Origin of the sequence: Pauljensenia sp. 20925_1_27 (assembly GCF_041432835.1) — a bacterium.
Taxonomy (GTDB): Bacteria; Actinomycetota; Actinomycetes; order Actinomycetales; family Actinomycetaceae; genus Pauljensenia.
The window spans coordinates 38,687-62,464 of the sequence record NZ_JAPWAH010000010.1 but is presented as its reverse complement, the minus strand read 5'-3'; the positions used below and the strand labels follow the sequence as shown (position 1 = coordinate 62,464).

At 64.1% G+C, this 23,778-nt stretch carries 18 protein-coding genes and 1 tRNA gene; 6 read left to right on the top strand and 13 right to left on the bottom strand.

The window, feature by feature from the left end; all coding sequences use genetic code 11:
• Nucleotides 1-251 precede the first annotated feature (251 nt).
• A complete protein-coding gene (locus tag O3684_RS06885) occupies nucleotides 252-1,052 on the bottom strand; it encodes a sulfite exporter TauE/SafE family protein (RefSeq protein ID WP_500065891.1) in 801 nt (266 codons plus the stop codon).
• Nucleotides 1,053-1,181: 129 nt separating this feature from the next.
• On the opposite strand from O3684_RS06885, the gene O3684_RS06880 reads away from it, so the two are divergent.
• A complete protein-coding gene (locus O3684_RS06880) occupies nucleotides 1,182-1,733 on the top strand; it encodes an NAD(P)H-dependent oxidoreductase (protein WP_500065889.1) in 552 nt (183 codons plus the stop codon).
• Nucleotides 1,734-1,808: 75 nt separating this feature from the next.
• Here the strand turns inward: O3684_RS06880 and O3684_RS06875 are convergent, their stop codons facing one another.
• The 3 genes from O3684_RS06875 to O3684_RS06865 form a co-directional block, all read right to left on the bottom strand.
• Entirely contained in the window at nucleotides 1,809-2,126 is a 318-nt protein-coding gene (locus O3684_RS06875; RefSeq protein WP_500065888.1) for a TfoX/Sxy family protein, read from the bottom strand.
• Between the two features lie 232 nt (nucleotides 2,127-2,358).
• Complete coding sequence (locus O3684_RS06870; protein ID WP_500065886.1) at nucleotides 2,359-3,258, bottom strand: CPBP family glutamic-type intramembrane protease; 900 nt, start codon at nucleotides 3,256-3,258, stop codon at nucleotides 2,359-2,361.
• Nucleotides 3,255-3,518, bottom strand: coding sequence for an N-6 DNA methylase (locus tag O3684_RS06865; protein WP_500065885.1), 264 nt, complete (start codon nucleotides 3,516-3,518; stop codon nucleotides 3,255-3,257). The genes O3684_RS06870 and O3684_RS06865 overlap by 4 nt, the downstream gene beginning before the upstream one ends.
• A gap of 516 nt (nucleotides 3,519-4,034) precedes the next feature.
• Between O3684_RS06865 and O3684_RS06860 the strand changes: the two genes are divergently transcribed.
• The gene (locus O3684_RS06860; protein WP_500065883.1) at nucleotides 4,035-6,836 is read left to right on the top strand and encodes a glycoside hydrolase family 66 protein; all 2,802 of its coding nucleotides are present in this window, start codon (nucleotides 4,035-4,037) and stop codon (nucleotides 6,834-6,836) included.
• Nucleotides 6,837-6,962: 126 nt separating this feature from the next.
• Here O3684_RS06860 and O3684_RS06855 read toward each other — a convergent pair whose 3' ends face one another.
• From O3684_RS06855 to O3684_RS06845, 3 genes are all read right to left on the bottom strand, one after another.
• Complete coding sequence (locus O3684_RS06855; protein WP_016460057.1) at nucleotides 6,963-7,313, bottom strand: hypothetical protein; 351 nt, start codon at nucleotides 7,311-7,313, stop codon at nucleotides 6,963-6,965.
• A 228-nt stretch (nucleotides 7,314-7,541) separates the two neighbouring features.
• A complete protein-coding gene (locus O3684_RS06850; protein WP_500065881.1) occupies nucleotides 7,542-8,174 on the bottom strand; it encodes a DUF4232 domain-containing protein in 633 nt (210 codons plus the stop codon).
• Between the two features lie 114 nt (nucleotides 8,175-8,288).
• Nucleotides 8,289-9,791, bottom strand: a complete 1,503-nt coding sequence (locus tag O3684_RS06845) for an amino acid permease (protein WP_500065879.1) — start codon at nucleotides 9,789-9,791, stop codon at nucleotides 8,289-8,291.
• Between the two features lie 215 nt (nucleotides 9,792-10,006).
• Here O3684_RS06845 and O3684_RS06840 point away from each other — a divergent pair, with 215 nt between their 5' ends.
• Nucleotides 10,007-10,699, top strand: coding sequence for an MgtC/SapB family protein (locus O3684_RS06840; RefSeq protein ID WP_500063653.1), 693 nt, complete (start codon nucleotides 10,007-10,009; stop codon nucleotides 10,697-10,699).
• Nucleotides 10,700-10,772: 73 nt separating this feature from the next.
• Here the strand turns inward: O3684_RS06840 and O3684_RS06835 are convergent, their stop codons facing one another.
• The 4 genes from O3684_RS06835 to O3684_RS06820 all read right to left on the bottom strand — a co-directional run bounded on the left by O3684_RS06835 (nucleotide 10,773) and on the right by O3684_RS06820 (nucleotide 17,203).
• Nucleotides 10,773-12,650, bottom strand: a complete 1,878-nt coding sequence (locus O3684_RS06835; protein WP_500065878.1) for a vitamin K epoxide reductase family protein — start codon at nucleotides 12,648-12,650, stop codon at nucleotides 10,773-10,775.
• Nucleotides 12,651-12,797: 147 nt separating this feature from the next.
• Nucleotides 12,798-12,874 (bottom strand) — tRNA-Met (locus O3684_RS06830).
• A gap of 104 nt (nucleotides 12,875-12,978) precedes the next feature.
• Entirely contained in the window at nucleotides 12,979-13,638 is a 660-nt protein-coding gene (locus O3684_RS06825; RefSeq protein ID WP_500065876.1) for a hypothetical protein, read from the bottom strand.
• A gap of 448 nt (nucleotides 13,639-14,086) precedes the next feature.
• Nucleotides 14,087-17,203, bottom strand: a complete 3,117-nt coding sequence (locus tag O3684_RS06820) for a UPF0182 family membrane protein (RefSeq protein ID WP_500065874.1) — start codon at nucleotides 17,201-17,203, stop codon at nucleotides 14,087-14,089.
• Nucleotides 17,204-17,304: 101 nt separating this feature from the next.
• Between O3684_RS06820 and O3684_RS06815 the strand changes: the two genes are divergently transcribed.
• Nucleotides 17,305-17,874, top strand: a complete 570-nt coding sequence (locus O3684_RS06815) for a PPA1309 family protein (RefSeq protein ID WP_500065873.1) — start codon at nucleotides 17,305-17,307, stop codon at nucleotides 17,872-17,874.
• Nucleotides 17,875-17,973: 99 nt separating this feature from the next.
• Here the strand turns inward: O3684_RS06815 and O3684_RS06810 are convergent, their stop codons facing one another.
• Nucleotides 17,974-19,152, bottom strand: coding sequence for a YlbL family protein (locus O3684_RS06810; RefSeq protein ID WP_500065913.1), 1,179 nt, complete (start codon nucleotides 19,150-19,152; stop codon nucleotides 17,974-17,976).
• Nucleotides 19,153-19,288: 136 nt separating this feature from the next.
• On the opposite strand from O3684_RS06810, the gene O3684_RS06805 reads away from it, so the two are divergent.
• Both O3684_RS06805 and O3684_RS06800 read left to right on the top strand, forming a co-directional pair.
• Nucleotides 19,289-20,755: a zinc-dependent metalloprotease gene (locus O3684_RS06805; protein WP_500065871.1), complete on the top strand. Its 1,467-nt coding sequence runs from the start codon at nucleotides 19,289-19,291 to the stop codon at nucleotides 20,753-20,755.
• 110 nt (nucleotides 20,756-20,865) lie between these two features.
• Nucleotides 20,866-21,768 (top strand): hypothetical protein, encoded by a 903-nt coding sequence (locus O3684_RS06800; protein ID WP_500065869.1) that lies wholly within the window; start codon nucleotides 20,866-20,868, stop codon nucleotides 21,766-21,768.
• Here the strand turns inward: O3684_RS06800 and O3684_RS06795 are convergent.
• Complete coding sequence (locus O3684_RS06795; RefSeq protein ID WP_500065867.1) at nucleotides 21,746-23,761, bottom strand: ATP-dependent DNA helicase UvrD2; 2,016 nt, start codon at nucleotides 23,759-23,761, stop codon at nucleotides 21,746-21,748. The two genes, O3684_RS06800 and O3684_RS06795, sit on opposite strands and share 23 nt — an antisense overlap.
• Nucleotides 23,762-23,778: the final 17 nt, after the last annotated feature.

Sequence of the window (23,778 nt, the reverse complement as noted above, 5' to 3'; positions counted from 1 at the left end):
GCATGACGCCAGGCTTCCTGACGATATTTCCCGCCCTCTCCCCAATTTCGCATGCAATTCCCACTCAACTGTTTTGACTTTTGAAATCCGATCGTTGGAATCATGCGGTTTTCTCACCATCACGATGATCGAGGCACGGGGAATTGCATGCGAATTTTCTGGGCGACCACGGTAGTGGCTGATTCGGCAGACGCCTTCCCTGATCACACGGGGAAACTCGCACGTTAACCCGCCATTCCGCACGGAATCGTTTAGCCCTGGGCTCGTGCTTTCCGGCGCATCTTCAGGATCGTCGAGGCGATGATGGAGAGCAGGAAGATGTTGAAGAGGATCGCGCCCACGCTCGGCGAGACCCACGTGGCCACGAGACGCCCGACAGGGGCGGTGGCCGCCGCGGATACGCCGACGATGAGGCCGATGCGCAGGTCAACCATGCGGTGGCGCAGATTGGTGACGGTGCCGGCGATGCCGGTGGGGATCATGACGAGGAGAGATGTGCCGCGTGCGATGAGGTCTCCCGCGCCGACGGCGAGCTCCATGCCGGGCACGATGACGGATCCGCCGCCCACGCCCACCAGGCCGGAGAGGCTACCGGCACACAGACCGACCAGGATCATGAGCGTGCATGAGGCCAGTGTCAGCGACACGGTTCCCTCTCGTGTGGGGACGTGCAGGTATTGGGAGACGATGACGAAGAGTGTGAAGCCGATGAGGATCCAGGGCAGCGAGGGGGCGGGGAGGCGGCGCAGGAGCCACACGCCGATTTGGGAGCCGACGAGCGCGCCGACGACAAGGAGCGCGCCGCCCGCCCAGGAGACCTCGCTGTGGAGGGCGTAGGTGCCCGAGCCGACGGCTGCGGTGACGATGATGGCGGCGAGGGAGGTGGCGGAGGCGCGGCGCTGGTCCATGCCGAGGACCGCCATGAGGGTCGGCACGATGACGAGGCCGCCGCCCACTCCGAACAGTCCGGAAAGGAATCCTGCACCGACTCCCGTCGCGATGACGAGGAGGACGCGGCGCAGGGTGAGAGACTGGGAGCCGGTATGGGCCATGTCTCTATTATAGTCCTGAGGTGAAGCGCCTCCTGCCCTGCGTCTTCACCGCGCGCGAAACCCGTGTGTGCGTCCTGTTCGCGGCGATTTGGGCGGGCGTAGACTTCTGCATTGACGAAAGGAAATGCGATGTCCAAGGTTCTGGTTGTGTCGGGGCACCCGCGCACCGGCGATGATTCGGTGGCGAATAAGACGATCCTGGAGGAGCTGGTGTCTCTGCTTCCGGGCGTCGAGATTGATCATCTTGACGAGCTGTATCCCGATTACGTGTTTGATGTTGAGGCGGAGCAGAACAAGCTTGCTGCGGCCGACGTGATCGTGTTGCAGTATCCGCTGTGGTGGTATGGCTGGCCGGCGCTGCTGCAGAAGTGGATGGAGGACGTGTTCGTGCGCGGTTTCAGCCACGGATCTACGGGTACGGCGCTGCGCGGTAAGAAGCTGGTGGTGTCGGTGACGACGGGCGCGTCGGAGGCTTACTACGCGCCGGATTCCGTGGATTTCAACGACTTGCTGACGCCCGTGAAGGCGACGTGTGCGCTGACGGGCATGGAGTTTGCGGGGAGCCTTCCCCTGTACGGGGTGTCGTATGCGAATCGCACGGACGAGGCGGCGCGCGCCGACATGGTGGAGCGTTCGCGCTTGCACGCGAAGCGCCTCGCGGAGTTCGTCTCCTCCCTCTGAGCTTCTGCTCCCCTGCCATCTGGCGGAACATGCTGCCCGGCCCTGGCCTCATCCAATACGAGGCCGGGGCCGTGTCTACTTTTTCTTCCTCTGCTTCGGTGCAGGTAGCTCCTCCCACATGGCTGAGACTACGTCGCACAGCACGTCGCGGTCCTCTATCTCAACGAGGAGCATCTCCTTCGCTCCCTCGTAGGGGATGGCGCGTGGGGCCTCAGGCAGAAGCCGTTCGGAGGCGGGCGTGACCTTGAGCAGGAAGCGGTCATCGTAGATACCACCCACGACCTTGCTCCGGTAGTAGAGGACGTATTCGCCCATCATCTTGCGGTGCGCCACGTCGTCCAGCTCGCCCAGCAGGTCGAGCACGAACTCCAGGTATTGGTCGGTGGACGACATCGTTCTTCCTCGCTCTCCCGCTCAACGACACGCTCATCTGAGCCTGCGCTGCATTGAGCAGCCATCCTCTTTTGTGGCGCCTGAAAACAGTGTAGGAGCCTTAGATCGAGCCCGCTAACCACGTTCGTTCATTGATCAACGAGGCCGGGGACGGGTCAATCAATCAGATTCAGCCAGCCGTTCATTCGGTTCCGCCATGACCTGCAGATACTGGGCATCCGGCAGTTTCATCTCACAATTTCTGATTGCTCTTCAACTCACCTGCATGAGTTTTCTTCATCCTATTCTTTGATGCAGATATGAGCTCGGTGCAGCCGAGAAGCACCACACAAACGAGGAGTAGCAGCAAAGCGGCTTCTATAGAATCCCATCCGAGAGCTGAAATTAGGGCGTTATTTAAATAGTGCAGTAGGAAAAGTAGTATCCATCTTCCAGTTAGCGCAACAGCCAGCGCTGCGACTGCTCCCCAAATAAACAGGCCGACAGATTCCCACCCCTGATAAACATGGAAGATACCGCGCAGCACTCCACCGCCAACGAGGATGCCGAATAACTTAATGCGAGGACGATCTACACAAAGTAACATCCAGACGGCAACAGCTGCCGCAAACCAGACTTCCTCGGCGGGGCCTCCCAACTGAGACAAGCCCCAAAACGGCTTAGGCCCAGTCGAACCTGGACACGGAGTATCCGGCATTAACAGGGACACCTCCCGCGCTAGGACCAGAGTTGTAACCCAAGCGAGCCCGACACAAGCCTGTTCTCTCCAATCAGAATTGCTTCTAGGAAGTCTAAAGAAAGACTTTCCCTGCACATACCACAGAACGAGCAGAGATACTGCAATCGTTATGAGTGATAGTTCTGGGCATAAGGCAACGTGGTCAATCCACCTTCCTGCGGGAATTTGCTTGTTAACTAGACAGTTGATAGCTCTCTCAGTCGAAAGCCCCCAATCGAAGAGGTACACGACGAGTAACACCACAAGAGCTATCCATAAATTCCGTCGCTGTTCCTTGATTTTGTTAACGTTCAGCCATGAAAGCTTAGAGAACAGATGAGTCAGTTTGAGCAGTAGCTTTTTATCACTGCTTATGTCGGGCTGCACCGAAGATCCCTCTTTTGAACCGCTCATGCAGCCAACCCGTATGAGCTACGAATCTGTATCCAATCCGCGCGGAAAGCTTCGTACACACGGGCTACATCGGAGCGCCCATCCAGTGCTACGGGCACAAAGCGGTCAGAGACTTCCATAGACGCGTAGAATTCGCCCCCTGACTTACCTATGCTCGAGGAGCGCACGGTCATCAGACACTCGTAGACATCACCGAAGAGGCGCAACAACTCGTTGACAATGCCCCAGATCGTCTTATGCAGCTCGGCTCGCTCGATCATTGCCGCCACTATGCCCTCGTTTCTGGGCGAGGAGCTACGACACTCCTCGCTGATCCCTTGCTCGACATTCGCTCGCCAACGTACGCGGGCGATTCATGTGGCCTAGCTTACTGCATAAGCGACCAGCTAAGGGCCGATAATACACCCAATTTCCACCCATCCCGACCCCGGCCTCGCCAATGAGAAAAGGACGAGGGAAACGGACCCACAAAACCAAACTTTTCAGGATACTCCCCCACCTTAAGCCAGTTAGACACTTTCAAAAAGTAACGACAGGTTCCCTCAGGACCAAACGACCACAACAGCAGATCGCGGACCTACAATGCCTGACAAATACTTGCAAATTCAACCGATCCTCGATTTTACTTGTCCGCACTGCGGGACATTTTCACCCAGCATGACCATATTGTCGGTTAATTTACTGAAAAATCGCCTTACCGTTGAATGGGCGCATTTTCACGCGCATGACTCCCCCCACCGGGCAGTCTCATCAACGATTACGAGGACACACACGTCATGGAGACACGACATCCCCTGACCATCCCCGCTGCGATCGTGCTCGGCACCGCGGTCGTAGCAACGGCCCTACCCGTGCCAAACGCCACACCGGCCACCGCCACGGGCACGGCACACGTCACCCGCGCTTACACGGACAAGTCCACGCACGAACCCGGTAAGCAGGCGACGATCACGGCCGAGGCCTCGACCGAGGGAACCGTCCATTTCTCCGTCAGCCACCTCGGTACTGAGATCGACTCGGGTGACGCCACCGTCGACAATGGCAAGGCCACCTGGACCTACACGACGCCGAGCGAGGACGGCCAGGGATACCTCGTCACCGCGACCGGTGGGGACGGCACCCACGCGGAGACCGCCATCGACGCCTCCACCAGCTGGACGCGCTTCCCGCGCATGGGCTACCTCTCCCACTTCAAGCCCACCGCCCCAAAGGGCTTGGCGGGCAACGCCACCTACGAGCCCTACCTCTTCAACGCCCCGTCGGACTACGTCACGAAGCTCAGCCAGGACTACCACCTCAACGCATTCCAGTACTACGACTGGCAGTACCGCCACGAGCAGCCCGTCGCAACCGGGGACATCAAGGAGCAGTGGCCTCTCTGGTACGAGAACAATTACGCCTCTGCCGCGACCATCAACAGCTACGTGACCACTGCGGGCAACGTCGGCGCGGCCTCGCTCGCCTACTCGATGGCGTACGCTGCCAATGACAACTACGACACGAACAAAATCAAAGACGAGTGGCGACTGCACAACGAGAACGGCTCCTACTGGGACCGCCCACTCGGCGTACAGTGGTGGGTTCAGACCCCCGAGGGCGTGGACAAGCCGGCGGGCCACCAGTACATGATGAACGTCAACAACAAGGGCTGGCGCGACTACATCACCGGCCAATACGTGGACCAGAAGAAGGCGTTCAACTTCACCGGCACGCACATCGACACGCTCGGTGAGACCCATAAGAAGGATGCTTCCGGTAACGATCTCGACCTGACCGAGGGCCTGTCGTCGCTCGTTGACGAGACCGCCGAGAAGACGAAGGGCGCAGTGGGCGTCAACCTGCCCGATGGCGCCGGCAACGACAAGCTCATTAACGGCTCGTCCACGTACCTGTACACCGAGCTGTGGAACAACAACGAGACGAACGCGCAGGTGGCCTCCTACCTGCAGGGCGTGCGTAGCTCGGGCGCAAAGCAACCGCTGATCGTGGCCGCCTACGCAAACGACTACGATCCAACCACCCTCTACTGGGATGCAGCGGCCAACGAGTACAAGCACCCCGAAATCGCTGCCGACAACGGCGTGCGTATCGAGGCCGAGGCCGACCAGTCGAGCGTGAGCGGCGACGTCACTATCGTGTCCGGTGACGCATCCGCGTCGGGCGGCTCCTACGCGTCGGGCATTGCCAAGGACGGCGACGCCGTCACCTTCACCGTTGACGCAGGACAGGGAGGTACCTTTACCTTCTCACCGCGGTACTCGAGCCCTCAGGCCGATGGCGCCAGCCACCAGGTGATGATTGACATGGGTAAGACCGGGCAGCAAAAGCTCCTGAAGTACGTCACGTTCAACAAGACGCAGAGCGATTCTGACTGGCGCGAGGATATCAGCATCAACGTGGAGCTCACCCCGGGCACCCACACGATCTCCTTCCCGATCGACAAGTACGAGAAGTACGCGCCCGTCAACATCGACTGCATTACCTTCCGCGAGTTCAACTCGGACTCCGTCAAGCTCGCGGACGCGGTGTTCGCTGCGAACGGCGCGCATCACCTGGAGCTCGGCGACTACGGGCGCATGTTGGACAACCAGTTCTTCCCTGAATCCGGCCGCGGCATGTCCGCTGATCTCCAGACGTGGATGAAGAACTACTACAACATCTCCACCGCCTACGAGAACCTGCTCTTCGGCGACAACCTGACGCGCAAGGAGCACCAGGTCGAGGTCTCGACCGCTGGCGTAGGCCTGCCGACGTCGACGGACGGATCCGCGAACACGATCTGGGCGAACACCATGACGTCCAACGCGGGCACGGCCCTGCACCTGATCAACCTGCGCACCAACGACAGTGACGGCAACGACGAGTATTGGCGTAACGCCGCGAAGCGGATCCTCCCATTCGGCGACACGTCCGTCACCTACCACCTGGAGCAGGGCGAGCAGGTCCCCGGTTCTATCTTTGTCGTCAGCCCTGACGCTGATGGTGGCCGCCCGACGCAGCTCGACTTCACGACGGGCACGGATGAGCAGGATCGCACGACTCTCACCTTCAACGTGGGCTGGCTGTCCTCGTGGGACATGGTCGTCTTCTCCCCCACCAAGTCCGCAGACCGCACAGCTCCGAACACGTCAGGCAACGCCGATTCGGACAATGCGGGGCTCGTGCCCGCGACGACAGTCGGCCAGCTGCGCAACGGCCTCGGCCAGTGCCTGACCTCCCATGATCCGAAGGGCTCCAACGGCACCCCCGTGTGGAACAGCAACTGCGCCGTCAGCAGCACCGCGCAGACCGTCATCTACCAGGGTGATGGGCACCTGCGCATCGGCGATCGCTGCGTCGACGTGGTCGGCGGCTACACCGGCGAGGGCACGGTCGCACACATGTGGACGTGCTACCCGGGGCTCGACTCCCAGAAGTGGGATATCAACGGCTCTGGTCAGCTGGTGAACCGCGCGTCGGGCCTGTGCCTGACGATTCCGGGCGATACGACGCAGGAAGGCACGCAGGCGGTCATCTCGCAGTGCTCTGACGCCTCCACGTCGCAGCGCTGGACGCTCACGAACGTCTCCGGGCGCTAAGACGCCCCCTCCCCGGCACGGGCACAGCCGGGGAGGAGACAGCGCCCCGGTGCGCTGCAACAAGACTCGGCCCCGGCCTCGTCAATTATGTACGAGGCCGGGGCCGAGTCAGCGTGAGACGGAGCGTCAGGAGCGGGCAACCTCGACGAACGGCGCCTGTACCAGGTTCGACAGCGCCGTGATGTAGGCGCCGATCTGCTTACGGTTAAGGCCGTTCTGCATGAGGTTCGGCATGCCCTTCGTCGAGCAGGTGACCTCGACGACGACACCTTCCTCATTCGGAATGAAACCGACGACGAGGTTCTCACCCCAGGACATCATGCCCATCGGGGTATCAAACGTAATCACGCGGCCGTTCGGGTCGGCGCCCGTCAGCGTCGCCTTCTTGACCGCCTGCACGGCCTGGGTAGCTGCCGGGAACAGCTGCTCGAACGGCACGTTGAACTGAAACGCCTGCGTCGTGGAACGCATACCCATGAGTGTCTCCTTCAGGATCTCTATTGGCGCAGTCGGCGCACGGGTCACGCGTCGACCGGCGAAGAAGGACATACACACTCGCTTCGATATGACGAGAAAGAGGAGCTCCTTCTTCTAGCAGACTCAGCGTATCAGGAGTGCGCCCAATCACCTATTTCCATGTAGCCGCGCACCCACATGTGCTGCTGCCGGACGCCCGACGCGCATCCGGCAGCAGCACACACTCACTCAGGACAGCGGCTCGAAGGGGCTCACCGACACCGAGGGGATCTCCCTGCACACGCGCAGGGTCAGCTGCAGGCTCGTCGCGCCGCTGCCGGCCTCGGACATGATATCGACCAGCTCCGAATCAGCGGGGTTGCAGCCGTCGACGCCGTCCGTCGACTCGGCCGTCAGAGTCACTCCCACGCGCCCACCCTGAGCGATCGTGTACACATTGCCAGGGTCTTCGCCCTCGCGAACGGCGGTCGAGAGCACCGAGCCGCCGCTGGAGAAAACAACCTGCGGGAAGCCGTCAATCCAGCACGAGGGACCCTCGTTCGTGAATCCCAGGGACACGTAGGTCGTGCCGCCCGCCTCCTGCGTGCTATCGATCGCGGGCTGCAGGTTCGACAGGTCGCAGCGCTGATCGTTGTCGGCAACATTCACCTCGGGGGCCTGGTTACCCTCGTTGGGCACGCCGCTCTGCGGGCTCGCGCCGCTCTGTGCGGGCATACCGCTCTGGGAGGCCGAGGCGCTCGGGGATGCGGACGAGGTCGTGGACCCCTGCTCGGGAGTAGCACCCTTCGGGGAACAGGCGGCAAGCCCCAGTGCGAGAGCCGACAGGGAGGTCACGGCAAGAATGCGTCGCGTGTTGATCATGCGCCCATCCTATGGAGCCACGCGCAGCTCACGCACCGCCACGCCGGGCAGCGCCCAGGGGTGACAAGCGGCGCACTCGAGCGAACCACCCGCCGCGCCCCGGCCTCGTCCCCGTTATCGAGCGACAGGCTCGATCTCCACGGGGGCCACGTCCATCTCAGCCAGCGGCACCACCCGATCCTTGCGGGCCACGTGGTAGCCCAACCAGACCACGCCGAACAGCGGCAGGCCGATATAGGAGGAGGCAACCTCCCAGACCTGGCCGTGAAGCACTGCTTCATAGTTCTGGCCGGCCATGACGACCAGGCACATGACGAAAGCGATGATGGGACCGGCCGGGAAGAACGGCGATCGATACGGCAAGTCCTCGAGGCGATACCCCTGCAGCAGGTACGCGCGGCGGAATCGAAGATGACTGACCGCGATGCCCAGCCACATGATGATGCCGGAAATACCAACGATGTTCACCAGCCAGATGTACGCGTCGTTGAATACCAGCTGCGTGAGGAAGCCCAACGCCGCCATCATCGTCGTCACCGCCATCGCATAGGCGGGCACGCCGCCCTTGGTGACGCGCGCGAAGATCGCGGGCGCCTGGCGCTTGAGGGCCATCGAGTGCAACATGCGCGAGGCCGCGTACAGGCCCGAGTTACCGGCCGACAGGATCGACGTGAGGATGACCGCGTTCATGACGGCGGCCGCCACGCCGATCCCCATGCGCGCGAACACGAGCGTGAAGGGCGACTGTGCGATGTTGTTCGCCGAGTCATCGGCCGCGCTCAGCAGGCTCGGGTCCGTGTACGGCAGCAGCGTGCCGATCACGGCGATCGCTCCGATGTAGAAGAACATGATGCGCCAGAACACCGTGCGAATCGAGCGAGGCACGTCCCTGCGCGGATTCTCAGACTCGCCCGCGGCCACGCCCACCAGCTCTGTGCCCTGGAAAGAGAAGCCCGCGATCATAAAGACCGCAATGACGCCCACGAAACCGTTATGGAAGGGCGCGTCCCCGATCGTCCAATTCGACAGGCCCGGAGAGTTGTCGCCCATCACGCCGGCGATCATCAAGACGCCCGACAGGACAAAGATGATGACGATGACGACCTTGATTGCGGCCAGCCAGAATTCGGCCTCGCCGTAGACTCTCGCCGAGAGCGCGTTGAGCCCGACGACGATGACGAGGAAGCCCACCGCCCATATCCACGAGGGCACAGAGGGGAACCAGTAGGCCATGACCAGGCCCGATGCCACGAGGTCCGCAGCCACCGTGACCGCCCAGTTGAACCAGTAGTTCCACCCCATCGCGAAACCGAAGGACGGGGAGACGAACTTCGTGGCGAAGGTCTGGAAGGAGCCCGCGACCGGCTGGTGCGCGCTCATCTCGCCCAGGGACTGCATGAGGAGTAGCACCATCACGCCAATCGCCGCGTAAGCGAGAAGAGCACCGCCCGGACCGGCGTTCGAGACCGTCCTACCGGAGGCCAGGAACAGGCCCGTGCCGATCGCTCCGCCGATGGCGATCATCTGCATGTGACGCGACGCCAGGCCGCGCTTCAGCGCTGTATTGGAGCGCTCCTGCACATCGGTGGCGATGTCGTCGGGAGTGGGGGTTTCCATGACTGGGTTCCTCATCTGTCGATCGTCGAGTCCCATCTTAGCCCCACAAATGCTTGTGTCGAACTTGGTAGTTTCTTTTCTCATTCTTTAACGAGGTCGGGGCCGATTTCCGCTCTTGACACCCCCTTCCTCGCCACCGCCTCGTCGCCCCTCACGCGCCTCACACACACGAGGCGGTTACACTAAACCCACCCACGCCACCGCAGGAGGTCCCTATGACACAGTCCCTCATGAGCATCGGCTGGATGCTCCTCGCTCTCGTCCTCTCTGCATCCATCGGCCTCGAACGCCAGATCCGAGGCAAGAGCGCAGGCATCCGCACACAGGCCATCGTCGGCCTCACCGCCTGCCTCATGATGCTCATCTCCAAGTACGGCTTCTCCGACATCCTCGTCGACGGGATCACCCGCTACGACCCCTCGCGCGTCGCCTCGCAGATCGTGTCGGGCATCGGCTTCCTCGGCGCGGGCATCATCCTCACCCGGCACGGGGCGATCCGAGGCCTCACGACCGCCGCGACGATCTGGGAGACCGCCGCTATCGGCATGGCCTGCGGCGCCGGACTGTGGTGGCTCGCCCTCGCCGGAACCGTCCTGCACTTCATCGTCATCGCCCTGCTGACCCCGCTCGTCCAGTTCATCCTCATGCGCACCCACGGGCACAAGGTCACGCTCACCATCCACTACACGCCAGGCCACGGGGTACTCTCGACGTTGCTGGGCCAGGTCTCCTCCCTCGGCTGGAACGTCTCAGGCGTATCGACCCGCACGGATTCGTCTGAGCGCGCTACTACCGCTCGATTCACGGCGACGACTCGCCAAGACCTCTCGCGGTCTCTCCTCGTGACCACACTCGCCGACCTCGACGGCGTCGCGGGTGTGGATATCAGCGAGGACGACGACGAGTAAACGTCCCACACCACACATACGGGAGGGCCCGCGGCGCTTGCCGCGGGCCCTCCCGTTACATTCTCCGAGCGTGTCAGGAACGCGTCCCGAAGGGGTTGTAGGGCTTATCGCCCTGCTGACCCTGGTTGTTGTAGCCCTGCTGACCATACTGATTCTGGCCGTACTGAGGCTGCTGGCCGTACTGCTGCTGACCGTACTGGCCCTGCGCCGCCTGGGGAGCCTGGAAACCACCCTGCTGCTGAGCGCCGGGGTAACCGCCCTGCTGCCCCTGCTGGCCGTACTGCTGCTGACCGTACTGGCCCTGCGTGGCCTGCGGAGCCTGGAAGCCACCCTGCTGCTGAGCACCCGGGTAACCGGCCTGCTGGCCGTACTGCTGCTGGTTCTGCTGGTTACCCTGCGGAGCCTGGAAACCACTCTGCTGGCCCTGCTGACCGTACTGCTGCTGGCCAGGATGGTTCATGGGTGCCCCGGTGAAAGCGCCACCGAAAGCGTTCGGGTCATTCACCGGCGCGACCTTGCCGTTCTTGAGCTCAAGGAGCAGGATGCCGCCGGACACACCGAGGCCAATCGAGAAGAGGAAGAAGAGAATTCCGCCAATGCTGGGAGTCGCTTCACCGAGAATGCTCAGGAACTGGAGCACGCCCAGCAGAGCGACCACGATCGCGGCGATACCCGAGGACAGGAACGCCCACTTCTGATTCGTGAACCAGTAGGCAGCTCCCAGGCCAAGGACGACCAGCATGAGGAAGATGTGGAAGAAGGCGTAACCGCCCGCCCCGAACATCGAGAAGGAAATGCCGTACACCGACGCGAACGGCAGGACCATCGACACGATCGACAGGACGAAGGACGCCGCCATACCGATGAGCGCGTACGTCGCGCGCACGGAACGGCCCTTCACCTTGCCGGTCTCGTTGACGACAGCGTTCTGGAACTGGTTGAACGCCGTGTTCGCGGCCGCACCGAACTGCTGCGCGGCAGCCCCAAACTGCTGGCCAGTCGACGCGCCCTGCTGAGCGCCCGGGGCGGCGTACGGGGACTGCTGACCGGTCGGCGCGTACCCCTGGGGGCCGCTCTGAGCAGCGTACGGGGACTGCTGGCCCGCCTGCTGGCCGTACTGCGGCTGGGCGTAGCCCTGCTGAGAACCGGTAGCTTGGGCCGGATTCTGGCCGTAGGCAGAAGCCTGCGACGCGGCGTTCTCTTCGGCGGCAGTCTCGGCCGTGGAACGCTCGCCGGATCCTTCAACGATCGTGCGTTCGAGGTCCTCGTCCGAGATCGAAGACGCCGCATCCACGGGCGTCTCCGTCACGGGTGCCACCTGGGGCTCCTCGGAGACCGGCTCGGGTTCAATGACCGACTGAGCCTCCTCAACCACGGGCGCAGCCTCGGCCTGAGGAGTACCCCACACATCAGACTGCACGGGCTCAGGCTCGGCAACGGGCGCAGGCTCAACGAACGGCTGAGCCTCCTCAACCACGGGCGCGGCCTCGGCCTGAGGAGTACCCCACGCATCAGACTGCACGGGTTCAACGACCGGCTCGGGTTCAACGACCGGCTCGGGTTCAACGACCGGCTCGGGTTCAACGGACGGCTGAGCCTCCTCGACCACGGGAGTAGCTTCGGCCTGCGGAGCACCCCACGCATCAGACTGCACCGGTTCGGGCTCAGCAACAGGCGCAGCCTGTGCGGTCGGCTCGCCGGCCTGGGGGCTGAAGGGGTCAGTCGGCTGTACGGGAGCAGATGCGGGAGCGGGCTGAGCCACGGGGGGCTGCGCGGGAACGACACCTCGGTTGGCTAGCCACTGGGCAAGCGCTGGGTACAGCGACGGGTGCGACGCCACATACGGATGCAGATCCGCACGAGCGGCGGTGATATCGGCGAGATCCTGTGCTGTCAGCGCCGGATTGCTCATGTCTGCAGCGGTGAGCTGCGACAGATCAATAGTGCTCATCTCAATTCCTCTCGCACCCGAAGGCGCAGTTCCTGATGGCGAACATCCAATACTATCGCGTCAAGACGCGGATTAGTCAAGGCGCTTACCCTTTGACATGCCGGTGACAAGCAAAAGACCCGGCCCCTCACGGGACCGGGTCTGTGGTGGTAGCGGGGACAGGATTTGAACCTGCGACCTCCGGGTTATGAGCCCGGCGAGCTACCGAACTGCTCCACCCCGCGTCGGCTCTAGATACTTTAGAGCATTCAACGGGAGGACACAAACCGAAAGCGGTGATGTACGTCCTAGCTACAGGGCACTGTCAGGAGCAGTCGAAGCGAAGCCCCTACTGCGCAGTCTGCGCGGAATCATCCGGAACTCCAGGCACCACGGGCGCGCCACTCGGAGGCGCAAGCGTGGGACTCGGAGCCTGCACCGGCATCCCTTGGGGCGGCGCGGGCGGGGTTGCCGACACGCGCATCGGAGCTCCCTGAGGGGGTGCGGGCGGGGTTGCCGACACCTGCATCGAAGCTCCCTGTGGGGGCGCGGGCTGAGCAGGAGCCGTCCCGTGAGGGTAATAGCCGACCGGAGCACCGAAGGGAGCACCGACGGGAGCGGAAGCAGAGGAACGCCGGTCGGGTACAGCAAGCACAATGGCAATGATGAGACCGGAGCGCACGATCAGCCAGATCAGAACCATACGCACAACGAGCAAGGAGGCATACCAAACATCACCGAAGACCGACGGATCGAGCGTCGGAGGCATAAATAGCCAGTACCAGCGCCCGCCTTCCAAGACGGCAAACACCGGGTCAATGAGCAGGAAGGACACGAGAACGACGCCGACCAGAGCGTAGCGCACTGCGTTGCTTCGTTTTTTGAGCGCGACAGCGGACAGCACGATCGCCGCGATGTACGTAATGACCGACTCATAGAACCAGACGCTCGTAAAACGCTCGAAGTAGATGCTCAAGTCGTCGAAGAAATAGGGAATGAAGATGTTCACGAGCGCGATTACCCAAAGGATCAGCTCAAGCCTCAGGCACACCCGCACGCGCGTGGAGAGCTGTGGACGCGTGGGTCGAGCCATCGCGTAGGGGCCCGGCTGTCCCCAGGCTTGCGGTGTGGGCATCGGTTGAGCGCCACCCTGGTACGGGACCCCCTGAGCAGCACCGGAGAATTGACCGGGAGCAGTGTAAGCCCCATGTGCACCGCCGGGAGGGCTGGGCAGGGGATTCGGGATTTGAGAATTGCTCACTGTCAGGTTCCTTCCGCGTGTGTTGGTGGCGCGTGAGCACGCATGATCTTCATCATATCGGCAGCATGCTACCGACATGACGAAACACACGGAGGGACTTTCCCGGCCGTGCACAAACCCCACCGTCACATGGGACGCGCCCGGCCCACCTCACAACGTGATCGGCAGGGCCGGGCGCGCAACGCACCGAGAGCGCCTATGAGCCGCTTTGTGCTCCGCTCGTCGCAGATGCGCTCGGGCTCGGGCTGGGCGCCCGCGATCCGGAGTTCGAGGTCGCCGACGAGGACGTACCGAGCGCCGCCTGCGCGGCCTCCGCACGAGTCAGGGCGTCATGCAGGCGCGTCTGGGCCTCGCCGTACGCGGTCCAGTCGCCCTTGCTCATCGCCGCATCTGCGTCGCGCATCGCCTGCGCGGCATCGCTGACGGCCTGGGACAGCTGGGTACTCGCGTCGGAAGAGTTCACACCCGACTGGGAGGTGTCCCCCGATGGCGGAGTCGTCGCACCGGGAGAGGTTGACGAGCTTGAATCGTCCGACACGAGCTGGCGCAGCGACTCCTCGAGGGTCGGCGCGAAACCAACCTTGTCACCGAAGGCGGTGAGCACCGAACGAAGCACGGGGTAGGACGCGGATCCGGTGCCCTGCACGTAGACGGGCTGCACGTAGAGCAGGCCGCCGCCGACCGGCAGGGTCAGGAGGTTGCCTCGGATAACCGTCGAATCGGCCTGGTTGAGCAGGTTGAGCTGGGTGGCGATCTTCTCGTCCGAGTCGTACTTGTTTTGGACCTGGCCGGGACCCGGCACGGTCGTCGACGATGGCAGGGCCAGCAGGCGAAGCTTGCCGTATCCCTCGCGCACCTGGCCCGGCGTGTTGCCCGTCTCCGAGTCCACCGCGAGGAAGCCGGCCATGGCCTCGCGACGTCCCTCGCCGCCGCCACCGGGGACGAAGACGGAGGTCAGAGAGAACTCGGCGCTATCCTGGCCGGGCATCTGCATGGTCAGGTAGTACGGGGGCTGCAGGGCGGTCGGTGCGGGCAGCGGGTTGCCTGCCGCGTCCGTGCGCGGGCTCGAATCGGCGGACGAAGCCGCGCCGTAGGTGGAGGTCTCCTCGGCCAGGCGCCAGCGGTCGCCACCGGAGTAGAAGCCCGCCGCGTCGGTCACGTGGTAGGTGGCCAGCAGGTTGCGCTGCACCTTGAACATGTCCTCGGGGTAGCGCAGGTGGCTCATGAGGTCGCCGGAGATAGCGGACATGGGCTCGACGCTGCCTGGGTAGATCTTTTCCCACGTGCGCAGGATCGGATCCTGATCGTCCCAGCGGAACAGGCGCACGGATCCGTCGTAGGCGTCCACGACGGCCTTGACGGAGTTGCGCATGTAGTTGATCTTGTTCGCCTGCACGTACTGGCCCATCTGCGTGGACTGCGAGTCGACCGTGGCGTCCGAGAGCGACTCGTGCTGGGCGTAGGGGTAGTTGTTCGTGGTGGTGTACGCATCGACGACCCACACGAGGCGCTTGGGAGTCGAGGCGTCCCCGTCCATGTCGACGACCGCCGGGTAGGCGGACTGCTCGAGCGTCAGGTAGGGCGCGACCTTGGACACGCGCAGCAGCGGGTCGCGGTCATACAGGATTTGCGAGGCCTCGTTCGTCTGAGAGGAGAAGAAGAGGTCCGTGGAACCGAACTTGATCGCGTACAGGAGTTTGTTCCACACGTTGCCCACGGACGGGCCGCCGTTGCCGGTGAACGTCGTGGAGACCTGGCCGCCCACCGCGGTGTCGTCCGGGTAGTCGAGCTCCTGCGGGTCGGCGCCTTGCGGGGCACCGACGATGGAGTAGTCGGGCGAACCGGGGCTGAAGTAGACGCGCTCCTCGTAGTCACCCATTTCGCCGACCGAGGGCACGGACTGCTCCCAGTAGGACGGCAGGCCGTCGCTGGTCAGCTGGTTGCCGTAGGCGGCGACCGCACCGTAGCCGTGCGTATAGACGGTGTGCTGGTTGACCCAGGTCTGCTGCTCGGCGGACAGGCCCGAGAGGTTCAGCTCACGCACGGAGATGACCGTGTCGCGTCGCTCCCCGCCCACGTTGTAGCGATCGACCTTCATGCCGGAGTTGAAGCCGTAGTAGAGGCGCGACTGCTGGAGCTGCTGGACGGTCTTCGTGATGACCTTGGGGTCCAGGAGGCGCACCTGGGAGGTCAGTGTGTCGTTGTCGAACTGACCGGCAGAGGCCGTCGTCGCCGCGTCGTAGTTGGTCTGGTAGTCGACGTTGTCGAGCCCGTATGCGGCCAGCGTCGCATCAATGTTTCGCTGAATGTAGGGCGATTCAAGGGTGCGCTGGTTGGGGCGCACGCGGAATTGCTCGACGAGGGCCGGGTAGGCACCAGCCAGCACGAGGGCGGCGACAACGGTAACGGCCACACCGGTGACGGGCAGGCGCCACGTGCCCTTGAAGGCCGCGACGACGAAGAGGACCGCGACGAGGCCGGAGATGACCGCCAGAATCGAGTGCGCCGGCAGCGTCGCGTTGATATCGGAGTACATGGCGCCATGGATGGAGCCGGAATCCGAGGTGAGCAGCTCGTAGCGGCCCAGCCAATAGTTCACGCCGATAAACAGGGACAGGCAGGCAGCCATCATGCCGGTCTGCAAGCGCGCCTGCTTGGAGGCGTGAGGACGCGGGGCGAGGCGAATCGTCCCGTACAGGTAGGACACGATGATTGCTGCAACCAGGCCGATGGCGGTGACCGTCATGAGGAAGGAAACGAGCACCTTGAGTGCGGGCAGGACGAACACGAAGAAGGAGATGTCCAGCCCGAACTGGGGGTCAACCTGCCCGAAGGACGAACGGTTGAGGAACTGCAGGAGTGTGCGCCATTCAGTAGCCAGGCGCGCACCGTTGGAGAAGCCAAAGAAGAGAGCGACGCCCCAGAACGCGAGGCGACGCATAGGTTCGAGTGCCTCTTGGTAGCCGCGCAGGGCAGCCGAGGCCTCGCCGCGGGTCGAGGACGCACGATGCCGGTAGGCGAAGGACATCGAGAAATAGATGAGGGCCGTCGCCACAACGAAGCCAACGACAAATAGGCCGATGTGCGCTCCCCACTGCGTGAGGATGACGCGTGTGGCGCTCATCTGGCGGAACCACAGGATCTCGGTCCACACGATGGACGCCGCGTAGATGATGGCTCCGATAACTGCCAGCGCCACGATCGTGATGCCGGCGGGACCGGGCTTGCGGACGGTGAGCTGCCTGGGCGCACGATCAGGGTCTCGCGGAGCGCGCGCTCCACCCGGGGGAAAGACTGAAAAATCGAAGCTCACGGCATTCCTCTCTGTCAAACCGATGGCTTCAAACCAGTGTAGCGGCGTACAGAGGTAACTTCGCCTCGGTCTTATTCGCTCTCCGTGAGATTATGGGAGGCATGACTGTTGAGATGATGCCGAGTGCGCGCGAGATCGCGCTGGCCAACGTGGTTGTCGATATCGAGAAGGGCGCTGCCCGGGTGGGCTGGGATCACGCGCCTTCCATCTATGCGCTGGTCCCCACGGCGACACTGTTGGCCGACCCGAATCTGCCCGCCGACATCGCCGAGCAGCTGCGCTCCGGCTGGGATGGCAGCGATGAGCACCTGAGCGCCATCATCCAGGAGGATCTGGCCGACGACGACATCGAGCAGGTCCTGGCACACCTGGCATGGCCCGAGACGGTGCCGGGTGCGGCGATCACGGTCGAGCGTATCGTCGTTCCCCCGGAGGTCGAGGACGAGGCCCCCGAGGACCCCGAGGAGGCCCTCGCGTTCGTGGCTAACCACCCGCTGCGCACCGACGTGCGCCTAGCCGTCGGCGTCATGCGCAGCGGCGAGTCCTGGTGTGCGCTGCGCACCCGCGCCTTCGACTCCGATGACAAGGTCGGGCAGGGCTCGAACCTCGTTCCCGCCCTGGTTGACGCCCTGCGCGCATCCCTCGAGCCGGTCACGGACGAACAAGCCTGAGGCGCATGAGGAGGCCCCGGCCTCGTCCCGGACCAAAAGGACGAGGCCGGGGCCATGTCGCACCCACCTGACCGAAGGCGGTGGGTGGGCTAGCGAGCGCTACTGGCAGGTCGGCAGGCTATCCCCGGTGCCGTCAGCGATGGAATGCACGGCGGTCACTGCCTCGTCGAGGGTGGACACCGACACGACACGCAGGCCGTCGGGGACGTGCCCGACGACCTCGTCGCAGTTTGTGGAAGGGGCGAGGAACCACTGGGCCCCATCGCGGTGTGCGCCCCACAGCTTTTGCTGGATGCCTCCGATGGCGCCGACCTGACCGTCGTAGGACATGGTTCCAGTGCCCGCGATCGAGTTGCCGCCGGTCATGTCACCGGGGGTGAGGCGATCGATGATGCCGAGCGAGAACATCATGCCGGCGCTCGGACCTCCCACGCCCTCGATGTTGACGCTGATGGTGACAGGCAGGGTTGGCTCGACGGAGAGGTAGATTCCCAGCTTGGAGCCGCTTTCCGTCGCCGAGGCTGCCACGGAGTCGAAGGAGAGCTCCTGGGTCTCACCATTCCTCTCGACCGTCAGCGTCATCGTCGATCCCGCGGGGACCGTGCGCATGAGCGAAAAGGGCGTCACTGCTTCCGCGACCTCGTGGCGGGTCCCGTCGGGCGTGGTGATGGCGCGCAAGATATCGCCTTGCTCGACGATCCCCTCGGCGTTCGATCCCTCAACCGCCCCCTCGATGGTCACGGTCGCGGGAACGTCCCATCCGAGGTACTCGAGGGCTGCGACTTGGGACGTCGTCTGCGAGTTACGCATCATGGCCAACTGTGCGTCGCTCACCTGCTGGCGCGTGGTCCCTGCGGGATACACCGACTCGTAGTCCATGATCTTGCTGTGAGGGTCGAGGTAGGCGGCGATGAGCTGAGCAAAATTCAGGCGAGAGTCGGGACTGCCCGATTCGGAGACCGTCACCATGCGCAGCTGACCCTGCCCGGGTTTCGCCGGATCGAGATACGAAGCGGACTCGGGCTCATCCTGTTGGATGGGTTCTCCCGTCGCTGGGTCAGTCCCGTCGATCTCGAGGACCGGGACACCCTTGTCCGACCCCAACACGTTGAACGTCGGGCCGGGGCTATTGACCACGAAGGGAACAGGGACCAGGAAGAGGATCACAACCATCGCGAGAGCAGCCAGGATAGCTGTGAGGATACGCCAGCTGATGATCGGTGTACGTTTCGTTGGAGCCTGCTCGAAGGACAGGAGATTGTCGGCTGACGAGGTCATCTGTGTGTCACTCACCGTGTCATTGTGTCCCACGCGGGGCGCGGTTGCACGCGCGCCGGGCCCAGCGCGTTCAGCTCTCAGCGTTTTCGCAGGGATTTGCCAGCTGAGTCGCACGAGCGCTCGCTAGGCTGAGCTCATGAACGAGAACGAGTCCGGCACCCCCTTTGAGGATTTCCTGCGCTCCGTGTTGGGCGACGAGGCCGCGGCCGAGGCCGCTCGCGCGCTACAGGCGCAGGGCTTTGACCCCGCGAACCTGCCCGCAGAGTTTTCCGATCCTGCGCGCATGCGCGCCGCGATGGGCCAGTTCCAGTTCCTCATGAACACGACAGCCGGCCCGGTCAATTGGCGCCTGGTGGAGGACGGCGCGAAGCAGGCCGCGTACGCCAGCGGCGACCCTGCCCCCACGGCCACCGAGGCTGAGGCTGCACGTCAGGCGATGACGGTCGCGGACCTGTGGCTCGACGCGGTCACGGATTTCGCGTCGGGCCCGGTGGATCGGGGCGTGTGGAGCAGGGTGTCGTGGGTCGAAAACACGATCCCCACCTGGAAGCGCATCTGCGAGCCGATTGCCCTGAACGTGTCGCGCGCGCTGTCTGCAGCGCTGTCTGAGCAGTTCGGGCAGGGCAGCCTCGACGATTCCGCTTCGCTTCCCGACGGCATGGCGGCGATGCTCGGCAAGACCCAGGAGATGATGCCGCGCCTGTCGGCGATGATGTTCTCCGCTCAGATTTCCCGCGTACTGGCTGCCCTGGCGGGCGAATCTTTCGGCACTTTTGACACGGGCATCCCCCTGTCGGATACCTCGCACGCGGCGCTCCTCCCCCACAACATCGCCCAGTTCTCCGAGGGGCTCGACATCCCCTTCGACGAGGTGCGTCAGTTCCTCGCCGTGCGCGAGGCCGCGCACCGGCGCCTCTTCGCGTCCGTTCCGTGGCTGGAGGGCGACCTCGTGCGCGCTGTCGAGCGCTACGCCTCTCAGATCGCGATCGACACGGAGGCAATTACCGAGGCCGCCCGTTCTGTTGACCCCTCGGATCCGCAGTCTGTGGAATCGGCGCTCAGCGGCGGCGTGTTCGCGCTGTCCACGACGCCGGACCAGCGCCGCGCCCTCACGCGCCTGGAGACGATGCTCGCCCTCATCGAGGGCTGGGTCGAGGTCGTTTCGGCCCAGGCCACACTGCCCTATCTGCCCCACGCGGATGCGCTGCGCGAGATGATGCGCCGTCGGCGCGCCTCCGGCGGTCCCGCCGAAGAGATCCTGGGGACTCTCATGGGACTGAAGATGCGCCCGCGCCAGGCTCGCGGCGCAGCGTCCATCTTCACCCTGGTGGAGGCCGACGGCGGTCGCGAGGCCCGCGAAGCCCTGTGGTCACATCCGGACATGGTGCCCACGGAGACCGAGCTGGCCACGCCCGACACGTTCCTGACCCTGCGCCGTGCGGCTGCGGAGGAGGACGCGGATATCGACGCTGCGCTGACCTCTCTTCTCGACGGGACGCTCGGTTGGGCGGACGGACTGCAGCCCGGCGACGAGGCCTCGGCCGGTTCGGACGAGTCGTCCTCGGACACCGGGGAAGCAGACGAGCCAGGCGAAACGAACTGAAACGTTCTCAAGAGATCTGACAAGTTTTCCACAGATTTCTCAAACGCCCTCACGCGAACGCTCTATAGGTCCATCATGGCTCCATCAGGTACAAACCGAAGGAGACTGATATGAACCTGGCACACAATACGGCAATCCTCTGGCGCGGACCGGGCAGCGTGCAGATCGGTGGCGACCGCAGCCGACACATCCTGCTCGACAACCTGCATGCGAGCGACCAGATCTGGCTGAGCAACCAGGCACACTGGACCCACGAGCGTGAGGACGCCCAGGCCTCGCCGGAGCTTCTCGCAGCCCTGGCCGAGGCGCGCCTGACGGATCGAAGCGAGGCACTCCCCCACCTTGCACTCGGCATTGTTGGGGCAGTGCCCGCAACGCTCCTCGCCCTCCACAGCCTCGTCGACACGTTCTCACTGTCGCTATCGATCGAGACCCACACCCTGGTCGACGAGGATTGGGACCGCGTGTTCGGAGGCCACTACACGGGCACACCGCGCCATCGGGCAGTGCGCCGCACCCTGCGCGATCTCATCCCACTCTCGCAGCTCTACGCACAGGGCACCCCCGAACTTTCGATTGTTTCCGCGGACAGGGTCGTCGACCCAGGTATCCCCTTCGAGCTGACCGCGCACGACTCCGCGCACCTCATCGTCACGCGCGGTGAGCACTCCTACGAAGTGGGCCCCTTCGTCATCCCGGGCGTCACCCCCTGCTATCAGTGCTCGCAGCACGCACGCGCTGCAGCGGACCCGTTCCACCTAGCTCACCTGCGTGAGCTGGAAAGCTGGCCGCTCGCACCACTGGCTCTGCTCGCTCACTTTGCGGCCGCTCAACGCGTGGGTCAGCTGGTCATGGACTTCGTCTCGGGGGCGCTCACTCAATCGCAGTGCGCGCAGGTAGCCACGATCGGCGAGGACGGGTCGATGCGCATCGAGGAGGTAGAGCCCGCCAGCAACTGCGTGTGCGGCATCGACGGGCTCGCTTCCTCGCTCACGCCCCTTCGTCGACGATGACCTCTTCGCCGCGCACGAGCGCGAGAACGGGGGCGGCGAAACGCTGCACCTTCACGTCTCCGATGCCGCGGATGACGCGCAGCTGAGTCGTGTTCTTGGGCATGGCCTGCGCGATGTCGCGCAGCGTCTGATCTGTGAAGACCGCAAAGGGCGGCACCCCCGCCTGGCGCGACACCTCGAGACGCCAGGCCTTGAGACGACCGAAGAGCTCGATCGCCTGGGGCGAGGCCTCCTCTTCGAAGGCCTGGTTGAGGGCACGCGTGGATGCACGAGCCCTCTTCTTGGGGGCACCCACACGCGCCTCCTCGGGCCAGATACCGTCGAGCAGGCGACTGCGCTTGCGCTTGCCGCGCCCATCGGCCCCCCGCGAGCGCGCCCACGATAAGGTCAGCAGATCGCGCGCACGCGTGACGGCCACGTACAGCAGGCGGCGTTCCTCCTCGCGCGCGGCGGCTGTCTTTGCGTACGAGATTGGCAGGAGTCCTTCGGCGACGCCGACGAGGAAGACCGCGTCCCATTCGAGGCCCTTGGCGGCATGAATGGTCGCCAACTCGACGCCAGCCTTGTCCGGTTCGACCTGGTAGGCGACGCGTTCGTCGAGTTCGGCGACGAAGGCGGCGAGCGTCTCCGCTTTGCTGTCGTCCGCCCAGCCGACGATCGCGTTCATGTTCGACCAGCGCTCGGAACCCGCCTGACCAGAGGGGGCCTCGGGCGCCCAGCCGACGCCCGACAGGACGTCGCGGACGATCTCGCCCACGCTCCCGTCGTCGGTGGCGGCTGCTGCCGCGGCCCGCAGGCGCGAGATGGCGGTGCGCACGTCGTCTCGGGCGAAGAAGGGCTTCCCGCCCGCGACAGCTACGGGGATACCGCGCGCGCCCAGGGCTTCCTCAAAGGCCTGCGACTGGCCGTTGGTGCGCATGAGGACAGCAATGTCGTGGGGTTGGACGCCGCCAGCGATGAGGTCCGCAATCTGAGCCGCAACGCCCTCAGCCTCAGCATGATCATCGTCGTAGGTGCAGTAGCCGACGTGCGCTCCGCCGTCACGCTGACTGGACAGGCGCACCGTGCCCTCGCGCTGGGAGGAACGAGCCAGGACATCATTTGCCACGCTGACGATCTGCGGGGTCGAGCGGTAGTCGCGTGTCAGCTCGACGATGCGTGCGCCCGGGTGCTTGCGGCCAAAGCCAGTCAGGTAGTCCGGGGACGCACCCGTGAAGGAGTAGATGGTCTGCGCGACGTCGCCGACCACGCACACGTCGTGGCGCCCACCCAGCCACAGGTCGAGCAGACGGGCCTGGAGGAGGTTAACGTCCTGGAACTCATCGACCACGAAGGAGCGGTATTGCTTACGCACGATCGAGGCAACGTCGGCGCGTTCCTGCAGCATGCCGCACAGGTAGATGAGAATGTCCTCGAAATCGATGACGCCGCGCTCATTCTTCGCATCCTCGTACACGTCGAGGAGGCGCGCCATATCCCCCGCGTCCAGACCGGCAGGCACGTCGCGGCGCAGGCGCGCCACGCGCGACGCATAGTGCGCGGCGTCGATCATCGACACCTTCGCCCATTCGACCTCGGCCGCGATGTCGCGCACGTTCGTGCGGTCGATCGTGATCCCCAGGCGCGCGGCTGAGGCCGCAACGAGGGATGCCTTATGCGGGATGACGTCGGGCAGCGGCCCGCCCACGACGGTGGGCCAGAAGTGGCGCAGCTGGCGCAGCGCCGCGGAGTGGAAGGTGCGCGCCTGCGCCTTCGGGACCCCCAACTGCGCCAGGCGATGGCGCATTTCAAAGGCAGCGCGTTGCGTGAAGGTCACGGCCAAGACGTTCGATGGATCGAAGGCGCCGACGGCCGCCCCGTAGGCAATGCGGTACGTAATCGCGCGGGTCTTACCCGTGCCCGCGCCGGCCAGCACGGCTAGCGGGCCCGCAACCTGCGTCGCGACGGCACGCTGATCGGGATCCAGGGCGTTCAGCAGTTCCTCGGGGTTCATGGCCCCCATTCTTTCAT